Raw genomic sequence first — 13,907 nt, forward strand, 5'->3', positions numbered from 1 at the left:
GCGCTCGGCGGCCAGCCACCGATCACCCGACTGTCACCAAAGTCATGACCGAGTACACCTAGCGCACGGGCTTCAGGCCTCGTGATAGAAGCCGACATTGACGCTGCGGGGGGCGGTCCGATCATGGATGACGATCTCGCCACTGCCGCCCCTCGGCAGCGGCACGGTCCCGCCGTACGCGATCGGCTGAACGTACTCCCCCACACTCACCCGCACCTCGCTGGACGGCTCGGCCTGCGAGCCACGCAGCCAGCTCACCTGCCACCCGCCGTCCGGCCCGCAAAGGAACTCCAGATGGATCCGGGACACGAACAGCCAGTCGTCCGGCGTCGAGAGCCGGCACACCTGCTTGTCGCGGCCCACCCGCAGCACGGCGCCCGGCTCGCTGGGCGCATCGGCCATGAGCATGCCGGCCGTGGCACCCTCGTCCGCCGCGGACACGGCGGCCATGGTGAGTTCGAGCACGAGCGCCCCTCCTGAAACGTCCTTTACGGAGGCCGTTCGGCCGCCGACGCCGCATGATAAATCGCCCGGCACTGCCGCGTCCGGCACAATGAACTCATGACCGAGCGAAAGCCCCCCGGCGTCCCGTTCGAGTCCTGGGTCGACAAGCAGATTCACGACGCGCAGGCACGCGGCGACTTCGACAGGCTGCCCGGCACCGGTGAACCACTGCCGACCGACCTGGAAGCTCCGTACGACGAACTGTGGTGGGTCAAACGCAAGATGGCCCGCGAGGGCCTGTCGGTCCTGCCTCCGGCGCTGGCCCTGCGCAAGGAGGCGGAGGACGCCCTGACCGCAGCCCACGCGGCACCCTCCGAACGAGCGGCCCGCAAGATCATCACGGATGTCAACGCCAAGATCCGCGACATGCTCCTGAAGCCACCGCCCGGCCCTCCCCTGGGCCGCAAGCCGTACGACGTGGAAGAGGTCGTACGCCAGTGGCGCGAGCACCACCGGACGGACGCATAAAAATCTCTCCCCGACGTGTCGATTCACCGTCACCCCGATCGACGTCATGGTGAAGGACCCGCCCACCCGGCACAACAAGGAGAGAGTCACCATGTCCCTCGCCCGCGTCCACAACTTCTCGATCTCGCTCGACGGCTTCGGCACCGGTGAGGGTCTGAGCCGGGAAGCACCGTTCGGCCACGCCGGTGAACGGCTGCACCCGTGGATGTTCGCCACCCGCTGGTGGCACGAGAACACGGGCCGGCCCGGCGGATCGAGCGGCCTGGACGACGCGTTCGCCCGCCGCTTCCTCCCCAACATCGGCGCCGAGATCATGGGTGCCGGCAAGTTCGGCTACCCCGGCTGGCACGAGAACCCCGACTGGAAGGGCTGGTGGGGCCCCAACCCGCCCTTCCACACCCCGACCTTCGTCCTCACCCATCACACGCGCCCGTCGATCGAGATGGAGGGCGGCACCACCTTCCACTTCCTCGACGCCACCCCCGCCGAGGCCCTGGCCGAAGCGCGCAAGGCCGCGGGCGACAAGGACGTACGCATCGGCGGCGGAGTCACGGTCCTGCGCGACTTCCTGGCCGCGAGGCTCGTCGACCACATGCACATCACGGTGACCCCCATCCTCCTGGGCCGAGGTGAACGCCTCTGGGACGGCCTGGAGGACCTGGACCAGGACTACGAGATCGAGACTGTCGCCTCCCCCAGCGGAGTGACCCACCTGACCTTCACCCGCAAGGACACCGCGTGAGCACGTGCGCACGCCGCCTGCGGGTCCACCGTGGCTGGTCGCGCAGTTCCCCGCGCCCCTAGGGGGTGGCAGTCGCCCGGCGCCACGAGTCGGCCGCGTACGGCGGCAAGGGGACGTGCCGGGGGGTGTCCGCCCGCAGCGGCGGGCGTCAAGAAACGCCCCCTCCCTGCCCGACGGCAACCGCCCGACCGAGGACGGACACCCCCCGGCACGTCCCCGACCCACCAAACCACCGCAGGCGCTACACGCACCCCCACTCAGACAAGCGGGCCGCCGCAGGCATCACGGCCCCCCGCCCGGCTGCTCCCGATCAGACCCACACAACTCCCCATTCAGCTCCTTCACCAACTGCACCAGATCAGTAGGCCGAGAAGGCCCCCACCAGTCCCCCAGCAACTCCGCCAACGACTCCTCCCGAACCCGGGCGAGCCGCTCGGCCACCTCCCGCCCCCGCTCACTCAACACAAGATCCAGCCCCTCCCGGACAGCCAGCCCCCGCCCCTCCACCTGCCGAGCCGCATCGAGGATCACGGTCAACGGCACGGAACTCTTCTCGGCCAGCACCCCCGGCTCCACCCACCCGTACCGCTTGATCCGCAGCAACAGCCAACTGGCCGCCGGCAACAGGTCGTACCCCGCCCGCTCGGTGATCGTCCGGTACACCTCCCGCCGCCCCTCCCGCGTCCCGAGCACCGACAACGCCCGGCACACCTCGTCGTACGACGACCGCTCGACAGGATTGCTGGCCAGCGTCTCGGTGACATCGGGCGCGGTGACCGACCCCCGCAGCTTGTCCTCCCGCAGGAACCAGGCCAGCGCGAACCCGACCAACGCGACCGGCGCCGCGTACAGAAACACATCGGTGATCGACGACGCGTACGCCTGCAACGCCGCCGGCCGCAACGCCTCCGGCAGTTCGGCGATCCCGCGCGGATCCGCCTCCAGCCCCTCCAGCGTGACCCCCTCCGGCAGCCGCACCCCCCGGTACGCCGCCACCAGCTTGTCGTCCAGCCGGTTCGCAAAGATCGTGCCGAAGATCGCGACCCCGAACGACGCCCCGATCGACCGGAAGAACGTCGCCCCGGACGTCGCGACGCCGAGATCCTCGTACGACACGGCGTTCTGCACGATCAGCACGAGCACCTGCATGACCAGCCCGAGCCCCAGCCCGAACACGAAGAAGAAGACGCTCATCTCCCAGGTGGAGCTGTCCACGTCCAGCTGATGGAGCAACAGGAGCCCCAGCGCGGTGACCCCGGTCCCGGCGATCGGGAACACCTTCCAGCGTCCGGTACGGCTGACGATCTGCCCGGACCCGGTGGACGCCAGCAGCATGCCGACGACCATCGGCAACATGTGCACACCGGACACGGTCGGGCTGATGCCCTGCACGACCTGCAGGAACGTCGGCAGATAGGTCATCGCGCCGAACATGGCGAACCCGACGATGAAGCTGATGACCGCGGACAGCGTGAAGGTCCGCACCCGGAACAACCGCAGCGGCAGCACCGGTTCGGCGGCCGTCCGCTCCACCGACACGAACGCGACGGCGAGCACCAGCCCCAGCAGCGCCAGCCCGACGGTCTCCACCGACCCCCACCCCCAGGTCGTGCCGCCCAGGGACGCCACCAGCACAAGACATGTGGCGACGGACGCGATGAGGAACGTGCCGAGGTAGTCGATGACATGACGGGTCGCCTTGCGCGGAATCCGCAGCACCGCGGCGATGACCGCGAGCGCGACAACCCCGACCGGCAGATTGATGTAGAACACCCACCGCCAGCTCAGATGCTCCGTGAACACCCCGCCCAGCAGCGGCCCCAGCACACTGCTGGCCCCGAACACGGCACCGAACAGCCCCTGGTACCGGCCTCGTTCGCGCGGCGGCACGATGTCCCCGACGATCGCCATGGACAGCACCATCAGCCCGCCGCCCCCGACGCCCTGAACGGCCCGGAAGGCGATGAGCTGTGCCATGTCCTGCGCCATGCCGCACAGGGCGGACCCGACGAGGAAGATCACGATCGCGATCTGGAACAGCCGTTTCCGCCCGTACTGGTCACCGAGCTTGCCCCACAACGGCGTAGCGGCCGTGGACGCCAGCAGATAGGCCGTCACCACCCACGACAGATGTTCGAGCCCCCCGAGGTCGCTGACGATGGTGGGCAGCGCGGTGGAGACGATCGTCTGGTCGAGCGCGGCGAGCAGCATCCCCAGGAGCAGCGCGCCGATGGACACGAGGACGTTGCCGGGCACGTTCTCGTGCGCCGCGGCGCGCCGTTCCGGGGGCTGTGCGTCACGCACATTTCCCGTCATACCGTGCGCGTCCCCGGCCATGAAGACCTCCCGAAGGTCTCGTTACCCCCTCCATCGTGATCGCTGTGCCCCGTTATGGCCTGTCGAGTCCCTTTGGAATCGCCCCTTCCGGGGGCTTGGGGAGAGAGCGTGAGGAACGTCTGCATAATCTGGGGAGTTCGCGAGGGAGGGACGAACGCGTGACACAGCCGAGGGGCACCGGAGGCGCCGGGGATGCACAGGATCCGGGTAGCCCGAATGGTCACCTTTGCCCGGAGTGCGGTGCGCCGAGAGCGACCGACAACACCCCGTCGTGCGGCTGCGGCGAGCGCGCGTCCGAGGCCCTCAGAGAGGCCCGTACGGCCGAGGCGGCAGCGGCCGGGGACTTCGATCCGCTGCGCATACGGCCATACGTGGAGCTGGAGCGCGACAACGCCGCCGAAACGATGCAGCTGCGCCAGGTGGATCCGCAGCAGCAGCCGGCGCCGCCCGCACCTCCGGCCACCGACGGGGCACCGACGCTCCCGACCCCGCTGGCGTCCACGGCCACGACCCCGAACGCCCAGGACCTGAGCCTGTTCGAGCCGACAACGGCCCCGGCGGGCGACTCCGACCGGGACGACTGGGATGACCGGGACGACCAAGACCACTGGGACGACCGGGACGACACCCGGCGCCCATCCTCCCGGCACCGCCGCACGATCCTGCTGGGCGCGGGCGGAGCCGTCGTGGCCGTGATGACGGCGGCGGGCCTGGCGAGCGGCATGTTCACCTACGACGCACCGGCCCGGAAGACGGCGCTCCCGCAGGACGTACGGGCGAGCGTCCCGGCCCCGTCGAGCAGCGAGCCGGAGACGAGCCTCGCCCCGAGCGAGACGGCCACCCCGTCGGCGGCGCCTCCGGTCTCCGCGTCACCGACGGAGAGCCCGACCGAGTCGCCGTCCCCGACCCGGTCGACGTCGTCACCGACGCCGACTCCCTCGAAGGAGCCCTCGAAGACCCCGTCCACCACCGAGGCGGCGGCCGGCTCCGAGGAGGAGTCCCCTGCCGAACGCGGGCCCGCGCCCGAGGTCCTGAGCCGGGGCGACCGGGGTCCCGAGGTCACGGAACTCGAACTCCGTCTGACCCAGCTCGGTCTGTACACGCGGCAGGCACGGGGCAACTACAACGAAGGTGTGGAGGACGCGGTCGCCCGGTACCAGTGGGCGCGGGGGGTCCAGCCGGAGGAGTACGGGGTGTACGACCTGGAGACCAGGGAGCGGCTGGAGTCGGAAACGACTGAACCCTGAGGCAGTTCGCCGAGAGCTCGGACCTCAGGGTCGCCGGGCGGGTGCGGGCCGGTGGGGGCCGTTCGCACAGTTCCCCGCGCCCCTGAGGTTGGCGGCCGCCAGGCCGGCCTTCAGGGGCGCGGGGAACTGCGCGACCAGCCACATGCCAGCCGCACCCGCCCGGCGACCCCGAAGCCCCCGCCCCTCAGGCGATGACCACCCGGATCCCACCCCCGGCCCCCGCCTCGACCCGCACCTGCCGCAGGTCCCTCACCAGCACATCCGGCCCATGAAACCCGGCCCTCCCCCCGACCCCCACAACCCGCATCCCCGCGGAGCGCCCCGCCTCGATGCCGGCCCCGGAGTCCTCGAACACCACACAGTCCTCCGGCGCGACCCCCAACTCCGCGGCCCCCTTCAGGAACCCCTCGGGGTCGGGCTTGCTGGCGCCCACGGACTCCGCGGTCACCCGCACCTCCGGCAGGTCCAGCCCGGCGGCAGCCATCCGTGCCGTGGACAGCGCGACGTCGGCCGACGTCACCAGCGCGTGCGGCAGCTCCCGCAGGGAGGCCAGGAACTCCGGCGCCCCGGGAATCGGTACGACGCCGTCCATGTCCGCCGTCTCCTCGGCGAGCATGCGCGCGTTGTCCGCGTGGTTCTGCTCCATCGGCCGGTCGGGCAGCAGCACCGCCATGGAGGCGTACCCCTGGCGTCCGTGCACGATCTTCATCACCTCGTCGCCGTCCAGCCCGTGCCGCTCGGCCCAGCGACGCCAGATCCGCTCCACGACGGCGTCCGAGTTGACGAGGGTGCCGTCCATGTCGAGCAGCAGGGCACGGGCGGTGAGCACAGTGGGCGCGGCGGTGGCCGTCATTCGGCAGCTCCAAGGCGAGGGGCACCGGGGGGGCACAGGGGTCGCCCCCGGAAGGACAAGGTGGTCCCGCCCGCCGGTCAGGGAAAACGGGCGGGAGCCACTTTGTTTCTCTACGGTACAAAACACAGCCCCGATCGCGCCACCGCCTCCAGAAACCGTTCACCGACCGTTCAGCTCGGCGGCCGGCCGTTCAGCCCCGCGGCCGGCCGCCGGCTCAGCCGACGATCGCCTCCCACAGGCTCCAGGCGCCCAGCACCAGCATCACCAGCGCCGCCACCTTGGTGATCAGCTCCAGCGGCACCCGCTTCATCAACGCCTTGCCGCCCACGATGCCGATCCCGGCCACGGCCCACAGCGCGAGCACCGCGCCGAGGCCGACGGACAGCGGATCGTCGTAGCGCGCGGCGAGGTTCGCCGTCATGATCTGCGTCAGATCACCGAACTCGGCGACCAGGATGAGCATGAACCCGGCCCCGGACACCTTCCAGAACGACTGGTTCTCCGGCTTGCGGATCTCCTCCTCGTCCTCGCCCTTCTTCATGAGCAGCACGGCGGCGCCGCCGAGGAAGAGCACACCGGTGAGCGCGTGGACGATCTGCTGCGGCAGCAGGGTCAGCACACTGCCGGCCGCCACGGCCAGCGCGACATGCACGGCGAACGCGGCGGCGACGCCCGCGAAGACGTACGAGGCGCGATAGCGGGTACCGAGGACGAGCCCGGCGAGTGCGGTCTTGTCGGGCAGTTCGGCGAGGAAGACGACGCCGAAGACCACGGCTGTCACGGTGAAGCTGATCAAGGTTTCTCAATCGGTCGGGGCTGCCCCACCGAGAGCGATGTCACTGCGCTACGACACCTCGGCACGGCAGCACACTGAGCACCCGTGCCGTGCGGCACAGGCGTGCACTGCTTGCCGAAGGTCTCGCTGGCCGACCCCATGAACGAGGTCCGCCTCCGGGCGCCGGCTCAGACGAGCTGAGCAGTATGTCGACGGTCCGGCGAAGAGCTACTCCCCTTCTGCGTCACCCATGGTACGGGACGGAGCCGAACGACCCATCGACCGATTCACAGGAAGAAAGTCACACCCTCAACCTTGTCGTGTCATGAACGCGTCATTAACTTCTAACCCGACGCACACCTCCCCGCAACGCGGCGTGGCGAGCATTCCCTCGCTCGCTCGCCAACACCCCCACCCCTCAAGGGAGTCAGCATGTCGAAGTTCTACGCGCGTCGACGGGTCAGCATACTCGCGGCCCTCAGCGGCCTCATAGCCTCCGTCGCACTCTTCAACGCTCCGACCGCCTCCGCCGCACTCCCCACCCCCGTCAGCGCCGCCACCGCCCGCGGCTACCTCGCCCAGCTCACCGTGGCCACCGAGGACCGCACGGGCTACGACCGCGACCTCTTCCCGCACTGGATCACCCAGTCCGGCTCCTGCAACACCCGTGAGGTCGTCCTCAAGCGCGACGGCTCCAACGTCGTCCAGGACTCCTCCTGCGCCGCCGTCAGCGGCAGCTGGTACTCCGTGTACGACGGCGCCACCTGGACCGCCGCCTCCGACCTCGACATCGACCACCTCGTCCCCCTGGCCGAGGCCTGGGACTCCGGCGCCGACGGCTGGACCACCTCCCGGCGCCAGTCCTTCGCCAACGACCTGACCCGCCCGCAGCTGATCGCCGTCACGGACAACGTGAACCAGGCCAAGGGCGACCAGGACCCGGCCCAGTGGATGCCCTCGCGCACGGCCTACCGCTGCACGTACGTCCGCGCCTGGGTGCAGGTGAAGTACTACTACGGCCTCTCGGTCGACTCGGCGGAGAAGTCCGCCCTCACGAACCACCTCGCGAGCTGCTGAACCGCCCGTCCCCGTTCCTGACGGAGTTCGGCAAACCGTGACCTGGGGAACCTCCCCGTTCTCCTCCGTCGTTCCGTACCGTACGGGGCGATGGAGGAGGGCGATCACGTGGCCGAACTGCGCCTGGGTCCACTGCTGAGGTACGTCGACGGCTCGTCCGCCACCGTGTGGGTCGAGACGAGCCGTCCGTGCACCGTCCGGGTGCGCGCGGCGGACGGGGCCGGCGGTGAGGCCCGTACCTTCCAGATCGCCGGCCATCACTACGCGCTCGTGCCGGTGACCGGCCTCACGCCGGGGACGACCACACCGTACGAGGTCCTCCTGGACGGCATGGACGTCTGGCCGCTCGCCGACTCCCCCTTCCCGGCCTCCGTCATCCGTACCCCCATCGAGGGCGATCCCGTACGGCTCACCTTCGGCTCGTGCCGCTGGGCGGCGCCGCCCGCCGACGAGGAGGACCCGGTCGGGCCGGACGCCCTGGACACGCTGGCCGCCCGGATGGCGGCCGACCCGGACGGCGAGCGGCCGGATGTGCTGGTGCTGCTGGGTGACCAGGTGTACGCCGACGAGACCTCCAAGGCGACCAGGCGCTGGCTGGCGGCCCGGCGCGATCTGAGCGAACCGCCGGGCAACGAGGTCGCGGACTACGAGGAGTACACCCGCCTCTACTACGAGTCCTGGCTCGACCCGGAGGTGCGCTGGCTGCTGTCCACCGTGCCCAGCTGCATGATCTTCGACGACCACGACGTCATAGACGACTGGAACACCTCCGCCGCCTGGCTCGCCGACATGCGGGCCACCCCGTGGTGGCGCGAGCGCCTGCTGAGCGGGCTGATGTCGTACTGGGTCCACCAGCACCTGGGGAACCTGTCCCCGGCCGAGCTGGCCGCCGACCCGCTCTTCGCCGCGGTGCGCGAGGCCCCCGACGGCACCGACGAGCTGCGCTCCTTCGCGTGCAAGGCGGACGCCGACCCGGCCTCGGTCCGCTGGAGCTACCGGCGCGACTTCGGCCGGGTGCGGCTGCTGATGGTGGACACCCGGGCGGCCCGCGTCCTCGACGAGGAGGCGCGGTCCATGCTCAACCCCGGCGAGGCACGGTGGCTGCGCGAGCAGGCCCTCGACGCCCCCGGCTCCTACGACCACCTCCTCATCGGTACGTCCCTGCCCTGGCTGCTGCCGCACCTGGTGCACGACGCCGAGGCGTGGAACGCGGCCCTGTGCCGGGGCGAGCGCGGGGAGCGCTGGGCGCGGTTCGGCGAGGACCTGCGGCGGCGGGCCGATCTGGAGCACTGGGCGGCGTTCCCGTCGTCCTTCGACGCGCTGACGGAGCTGATCGCGGAGGCCGGCTCGGGGCCGGACGCACCGGCGACGGTGTGCGTCCTGTCGGGGGACGTGCATCACGCGTACATCGCCGAACCGGCCTGGCCGGACGGCACCGGGCCCGACGCCCGGGTCCTGCAGCTGACCTGTTCGCCCGTCCACAACGCCATCCCGCTCGCGATCCGGCTCGGTTTCCGCTTCGGCTGGAGCGGGTTCGCCCGGGTGCTGGGGCGGCGGTTCGCGGGGCACGGGGGCTGCCCGAAGCCGCCGATCGACTGGCGTCGGACGGGGGGACCGTGGTTCGGCAACCAGCTGATGACGCTGACCCTGGGGAGGCGGTCGGCGCGGCTGCGGCTGGAGCAGGCGCGGGGCGCTGCGCGGCTGGAAACGGTGGCGGAGACGGAACTCACGCGGTGAGGGTGGGCCGCTGCGCCTGAGAGCTCGGGGGTTCGGGCCGGTTGGCGGCTGCGGGTTGTGGAGAGCTGGTCGCGCAGTTCCCCGCGCCCCTGAGGTAGGCGGCCGCCAGGCCGGCCTTCAGGGGCGCGGGGAACTGCGCGAACGGCCCCCACCCGCCCGCAGCCGGCAACGAACCCGCAGGATCCCCCACAGAGTCCGAACTCGCCCCGTATTCACACCGTTCCGACCGCTTGTGACCGGCGTGCTACGTGATGCTCGCGTGATGCTCGTGATGCATCCCACACTCACCGACCCCCGGGCTAAGTTCACCTCGCTGCCGACGGCATGATGAGCCGGACCGTCCGCTTCCGCGGAGACGGTTCGCTCCAACGCGCCCCACACGCCCGGGAGTCACCCCTTTGACCGCACCGCCCTCCGCACCGACCCCGGTCTCCGTCGCCCTGGTCGGTGCCGGACCCCGCGGCACCAGCGTCCTGGAACGCCTGTGCGCCTGCGCTCCCGAACTCCTGCCGCCCGGCGCGCGCCTCACGGTCCATGTGATCGACCCGGCGCCGCCCGGCCCGGGACGGGTGTGGCGGACCGCGCAGTCGCCCGAGCTGCTGATGAACACGGTGTCCTCACAGGTGACCCTGTTCACCGACGAGAGCGTCGACTGCTCGGGCCCGATCCGGCCCGGCCCCAGCCTGTACGAGTGGGCGGCGGGCGAGCTGGGCCCGGACGAGTACCCGACCCGCGCCCAGTACGGCCGTTACCTGGAGTGGGTGTTCGCGAAGGTCGTGCGCGAGGCGCCGCCGGCGGTGCGCGTGGAGACGTACGCGGCGCGTGCGGTACGGCTCGACGACGCGCCCGACGGCCACCAGGCCCTCACCCTCGACGACGGCCGTGTGCTGCCCGGCCTGTCCGCCGTGGTGCTGGCGCAGGGCCATCTGCCGACGTCCGCCGACTCCGGCCTGCGCCGCCTCGCCGCCCACGCCGAACGGCACGGTCTGCGGTACGTGGCGCCCGCCAACCCGGCCGACGTGGACCTGTCCGCCGTGTCCCCGGGCGAACCGGTGCTGTTGCGCGGTCTGGGCCTCAACTTCTTCGACCACATGGCCCTGTTGACGACGGGCCGCGGCGGACGGTTCGTCCGGGGGGCCGGGGGTCTCGCCTACGTTCCTTCCGGCGACGAGCCGCGTCTGTACGCCGGTTCGCGGCGCGGCATCCCGTACCAGGCCCGCGGCGACAACGCGAAGGGGCCGTACGGCCGCCATCTCCCACTGGCCCTGACGCCGGAGGTGATCGCCGGCTTCCGCAAGCGCGCCGACTCGGGCGAGGCGCCGGACTTCCTCGCGGAGATATGGCCGCTGGTGGCGAAGGAGGTGGAGACGGTGTTCTACGCGGCGCTGATACCGGCGGCCGGGCGACCGGAATTCACCGAGCGCTTCCTGGCCGTCCCGCACCGCGACCCCCAAGAGGTGTGCCTGCTCGACGAGTTCGGGATACCGCCGGGCGAGCGCTGGAGCTGGGACCGGGTCTCCCGGCCGTATGCGGAGTGCGACTTCCCGGATCCCGGCCGGTGGCGCGACTGGCTGCTGGCGTATCTGCGCGAGGACGCCGCCCAGGCCGCCCGGGGCAATGTGCACGGCCCGCTGAAGTCGGCCCTGGACGTGCTGCGCGACCTGCGCAACGAACTGCGCCTGATCGTCGACCACGCCGGTCTCACCGGCACCTCGCGCCGGGACCATCTGGACCGCTGGTACACCCCGCTCAACGCCTTTCTGTCCATCGGCCCGCCGCGGCGACGCGTCGAGGAGCTGGTGGCCCTGATGGAGGCGGATGTGGTGGAGGTGCTCGGGCCACGACTGGAAGTGCGGGAGGAGGCGGACGCATGGGTGGCGCACTCCCCCGCGGTGCCGGGCTCACTGGTGCGCGCGACGACGCTCGTCGAAGCCCGGCTGCCCGAACCGGACTTGCGCCGCACCGCGGACGAACTGCTGGCCAGGCTGCTGAAGACGGGGCAGTGCAGGCCGCACACGGTCGAGGGTTACGAGACCGGCGGACTGGATGTGACGCAGCGGCCGTATCGGCTGATCGACGCTCAGGGGCGGGCGCACGCACGGCGGTTCGCGTTCGGTGTGCCGACGGAGGGGGTGCACTGGGTGACGGCCGCGGGGGCTCGGCCGGGTGTGGATTCGGTCACTCTTTCGGATGCGGACGCGGTGGCCAGGGCGGCACTACGTGCCGTGATTCCCGGGACGGAAGGGGATGCCGGGGCGCAAGTGTGGCCAAATGTTGAACTTGCAAGCATTGATTAGGCCAGCCTAACGTGGGGCCCGCCGTTCACTTTCCGTCCCCTGGTCGTTGCCCACCGGCACCGGCCGCCCCAGACCGAGGGAGCCCCCCACATGACCGGACGCCTCAACAGCGCCCAGCCGTATGCCATCGGCCTGTTCCGCATCGTCGTCGGCCTGCTCTTCGCCTGCCACGGCGCCAACTCGCTCTTCGGCACTTTCGGCGGCGAGACCCCGGACGTCGGCGCCTGGCCCGCCTGGTACGCCGCGGTGATCGAACTCGTCGGCGGCAGCCTGGTCCTGCTCGGCCTCGGCACCCGTGCCGCGGCGTTCATATCCTCCGGCGCGATGGCCTACGCGTACTTCAAGGTCCACCAGCCGCAGGCGCTCTGGCCCATCGAGAACAGCGGTGAAGGCGCCGCCATGTACTGCTGGGCGATGTTCCTGCTGATCTTCACCGGCTCCGGCGCCTTCGGCCTGGACCGGCTGTTCACCAAGCGCTCCGCGGCACAGAGCGGTACGGCGGCGGACCAGACGCCGGTCGCGGCCTGACCGCCCGGCCTCCGGACCGGGGCCCACCCGACGGCGTCCGTGCCCGCGCACCCCGCGGGTACGGGCGCCGTCGCGCATGCTCCCGGCGCTCGGCCCCTCGGCCGGGTGAACATGCTGTGCCGAACACACGAGCACCCGATGGATCTCCTGTCACACCCCCGGCGTACGCTGTATGGCTGTCATAGGCCGCCCCTGCCGCTCCCCCAGGACGTCGCGGCACGGTCTGGCCACGGGGGTAAACGGGGAGTTGCGGTGCTCGAGGGGATCGAGGACGTGGGCGCGTTGACAGCGGGCCCATGGATCTATGTCGTGGTCGCGGTGTCGGTGCTGCTGGACGTGTTCGTTCCGGTACTGCCCAGCGGCGTACTGGTGATCACGGCGGCCACGGCCGCAGCCGCGGGTTCGGGTGCCGCCACCGGGGCGGTCCCGGACGAGGTTCCGGACATCTTGGCCCTGACGCTCTGCGCCGCGACGGCCTCCGTCCTCGGCGATCTGGTCGCCTACCGGGTCGCCTGGCGCGGCGGAGCCCGGCTGGACCGTGCGATCGCCCGCTCCCGCCGTCTGACCGCGGCGCAGGAACGTCTCGGCGCGGCCCTGGCCCGGGGCGGCGGCGCCCTGGTCGTCCTGGCCCGCTTCGCTCCGGCCGGCCGCTCGGTGGTCTCGCTCGGCGCCGGCGCCACCCACCGCCGCGTCCGCGACTTCCTCCCCTGGTCCGCCCTGGCGGGCCTGGCCTGGGCCGTCTACAGCGTGGCCCTCGGCTATTTCGGCGCCCAGTGGCTGGGCGCGACCTGGCTGGCCACGGCGGTGTCGGTGGCGGCACTGTTCGCGGCGGGGGCGGGGGCGACGTATCTGGTTCGGCGGGAGCCTTCGGCGTAACGGGGCGCCTGAGAACTCGGGACTGCGGGCCCGACGGCGACTGCGGGTTTGGCCGTGGCTGGTCGCGCAGTTCCCCGCGGCCCCTGAAGGCCGGGCAGGCGGCCGCCAACCCAGGGGCGCGGGGAACAGCGCGAACGGCCCCCACCGGCCCGCACCCGGCAGACGACCCCGCTTACCCCGCCTCGGCCCTGCGCGCCGTCGCGGGGGCGCCTCGCACCTCCAACCCGTCGAGAAGTTCGGCCGTGGCCTCGGCGATGGCGGCCACGGCTCGGTCGAAGACCTCCCTGTTGTGCGCGGCCGGGGCACGAAAGCCCGAGACCTTGCGCACGTACTGGAGGGCGGCGGCCCGGATCTCTTCCTCCGTCGCCTCCTCGGGCAACACGGGCGGACGGAGTGTCTTGATACTGCGGCACATGTCGAACAGTCTCCCTCGGGAGGGTGCCCGTCTGCCATGATCACGTCCATG

The 13,907-nt window shown here is 71.3% G+C and carries 13 protein-coding genes; 8 read left to right on the forward strand and 5 right to left on the reverse strand.

Annotated features, from left to right (window positions below; translation table 11 throughout):
• Positions 1 to 72 precede the first annotated feature (72 nt).
• Positions 73 to 465 carry a hypothetical protein gene (locus ACFPQ9_RS23165; protein WP_380856342.1) on the reverse strand — a complete coding sequence of 131 codons (393 nt, stop codon included), beginning with the start codon at positions 463 to 465 and terminating at the stop codon, positions 73 to 75.
• A 96-nt stretch (positions 466 to 561) separates the two neighbouring features.
• Here ACFPQ9_RS23165 and ACFPQ9_RS23170 point away from each other — a divergent pair, with 96 nt between their 5' ends.
• Positions 562 to 972 (forward strand): DnaJ family domain-containing protein, encoded by a 411-nt coding sequence (locus ACFPQ9_RS23170; RefSeq protein WP_380856345.1) that lies wholly within the window; start codon positions 562 to 564, stop codon positions 970 to 972.
• Positions 973 to 1,063: 91 nt separating this feature from the next.
• Positions 1,064 to 1,714 (forward strand): dihydrofolate reductase family protein, encoded by a 651-nt coding sequence (locus ACFPQ9_RS23175; protein WP_380858603.1) that lies wholly within the window; start codon positions 1,064 to 1,066, stop codon positions 1,712 to 1,714.
• Positions 1,715 to 1,996: 282 nt separating this feature from the next.
• Here the strand turns inward: ACFPQ9_RS23175 and ACFPQ9_RS23180 are convergent, their stop codons facing one another.
• Positions 1,997 to 4,051 (reverse strand): DHA2 family efflux MFS transporter permease subunit, encoded by a 2,055-nt coding sequence (locus ACFPQ9_RS23180; RefSeq protein WP_380856348.1) that lies wholly within the window; start codon positions 4,049 to 4,051, stop codon positions 1,997 to 1,999.
• A 371-nt stretch (positions 4,052 to 4,422) separates the two neighbouring features.
• On the opposite strand from ACFPQ9_RS23180, the gene ACFPQ9_RS23185 reads away from it, so the two are divergent.
• Complete coding sequence (locus tag ACFPQ9_RS23185) at positions 4,423 to 5,298, forward strand: peptidoglycan-binding protein (protein WP_380856351.1); 876 nt, start codon at positions 4,423 to 4,425, stop codon at positions 5,296 to 5,298.
• Positions 5,299 to 5,482: 184 nt separating this feature from the next.
• Here the strand turns inward: ACFPQ9_RS23185 and ACFPQ9_RS23190 are convergent, their stop codons facing one another.
• The gene (locus ACFPQ9_RS23190) at positions 5,483 to 6,151 is read right to left on the reverse strand and encodes an HAD family hydrolase (RefSeq protein WP_380856354.1); all 669 of its coding nucleotides are present in this window, start codon (positions 6,149 to 6,151) and stop codon (positions 5,483 to 5,485) included.
• A gap of 214 nt (positions 6,152 to 6,365) precedes the next feature.
• Positions 6,366 to 6,947, reverse strand: coding sequence for a TMEM165/GDT1 family protein (locus ACFPQ9_RS23195; RefSeq protein WP_380856357.1), 582 nt, complete (start codon positions 6,945 to 6,947; stop codon positions 6,366 to 6,368).
• Between the two features lie 411 nt (positions 6,948 to 7,358).
• Between ACFPQ9_RS23195 and ACFPQ9_RS23200 the strand changes: the two genes are divergently transcribed.
• From ACFPQ9_RS23200 to ACFPQ9_RS23220, 5 genes are all read left to right on the forward strand, one after another.
• Entirely contained in the window at positions 7,359 to 8,003 is a 645-nt protein-coding gene (locus ACFPQ9_RS23200; protein ID WP_380856360.1) for an HNH endonuclease family protein, read from the forward strand.
• Positions 8,004 to 8,111: 108 nt separating this feature from the next.
• A complete protein-coding gene (locus ACFPQ9_RS23205) occupies positions 8,112 to 9,740 on the forward strand; it encodes an alkaline phosphatase D family protein (protein WP_380858606.1) in 1,629 nt (542 codons plus the stop codon).
• A gap of 398 nt (positions 9,741 to 10,138) precedes the next feature.
• Entirely contained in the window at positions 10,139 to 12,037 is a 1,899-nt protein-coding gene (locus ACFPQ9_RS23210; protein WP_380856363.1) for an FAD/NAD(P)-binding protein, read from the forward strand.
• A gap of 90 nt (positions 12,038 to 12,127) precedes the next feature.
• Positions 12,128 to 12,565: a DoxX family protein gene (locus ACFPQ9_RS23215; RefSeq protein ID WP_380856366.1), complete on the forward strand. Its 438-nt coding sequence runs from the start codon at positions 12,128 to 12,130 to the stop codon at positions 12,563 to 12,565.
• A 252-nt stretch (positions 12,566 to 12,817) separates the two neighbouring features.
• Entirely contained in the window at positions 12,818 to 13,441 is a 624-nt protein-coding gene (locus tag ACFPQ9_RS23220) for a DedA family protein (RefSeq protein WP_380856369.1), read from the forward strand.
• Between the two features lie 172 nt (positions 13,442 to 13,613).
• Here the strand turns inward: ACFPQ9_RS23220 and ACFPQ9_RS23225 are convergent, their stop codons facing one another.
• Positions 13,614 to 13,856 (reverse strand): DUF2277 domain-containing protein, encoded by a 243-nt coding sequence (locus ACFPQ9_RS23225; RefSeq protein WP_380856372.1) that lies wholly within the window; start codon positions 13,854 to 13,856, stop codon positions 13,614 to 13,616.
• Between the last annotated feature and the right edge of the window lie 51 nt (positions 13,857 to 13,907).

Origin of the sequence: Streptomyces coerulescens (assembly GCF_042657965.1) — a bacterium.
GTDB lineage: Bacteria > Actinomycetota > Actinomycetes > Streptomycetales > Streptomycetaceae > Streptomyces > Streptomyces coerulescens.

Bases quoted from the DNA above. Each gene is read 5' to 3' on its own strand.
- ACFPQ9_RS23170 (WP_380856345.1), top strand. From the start codon at position 562: ATGACCGAGCGAAAGCCCCCCGGCGTCCCGTTCGAGTCCTGGGTCGAC.
- ACFPQ9_RS23190 (WP_380856354.1), bottom strand. From the start codon at position 6,151: ATGACGGCCACCGCCGCGCCCACTGTGCTCACCGCCCGTGCCCTGCTG.
- ACFPQ9_RS23175 (WP_380858603.1), top strand. From the start codon at position 1,064: ATGTCCCTCGCCCGCGTCCACAACTTCTCGATCTCGCTCGACGGCTTC.
- ACFPQ9_RS23180 (WP_380856348.1), bottom strand. From the start codon at position 4,051: ATGGCCGGGGACGCGCACGGTATGACGGGAAATGTGCGTGACGCACAG.
- ACFPQ9_RS23225 (WP_380856372.1), bottom strand. From the start codon at position 13,856: ATGTGCCGCAGTATCAAGACACTCCGTCCGCCCGTGTTGCCCGAGGAG.
- ACFPQ9_RS23215 (WP_380856366.1), top strand. From the start codon at position 12,128: ATGACCGGACGCCTCAACAGCGCCCAGCCGTATGCCATCGGCCTGTTC.
- ACFPQ9_RS23200 (WP_380856360.1), top strand. From the start codon at position 7,359: ATGTCGAAGTTCTACGCGCGTCGACGGGTCAGCATACTCGCGGCCCTC.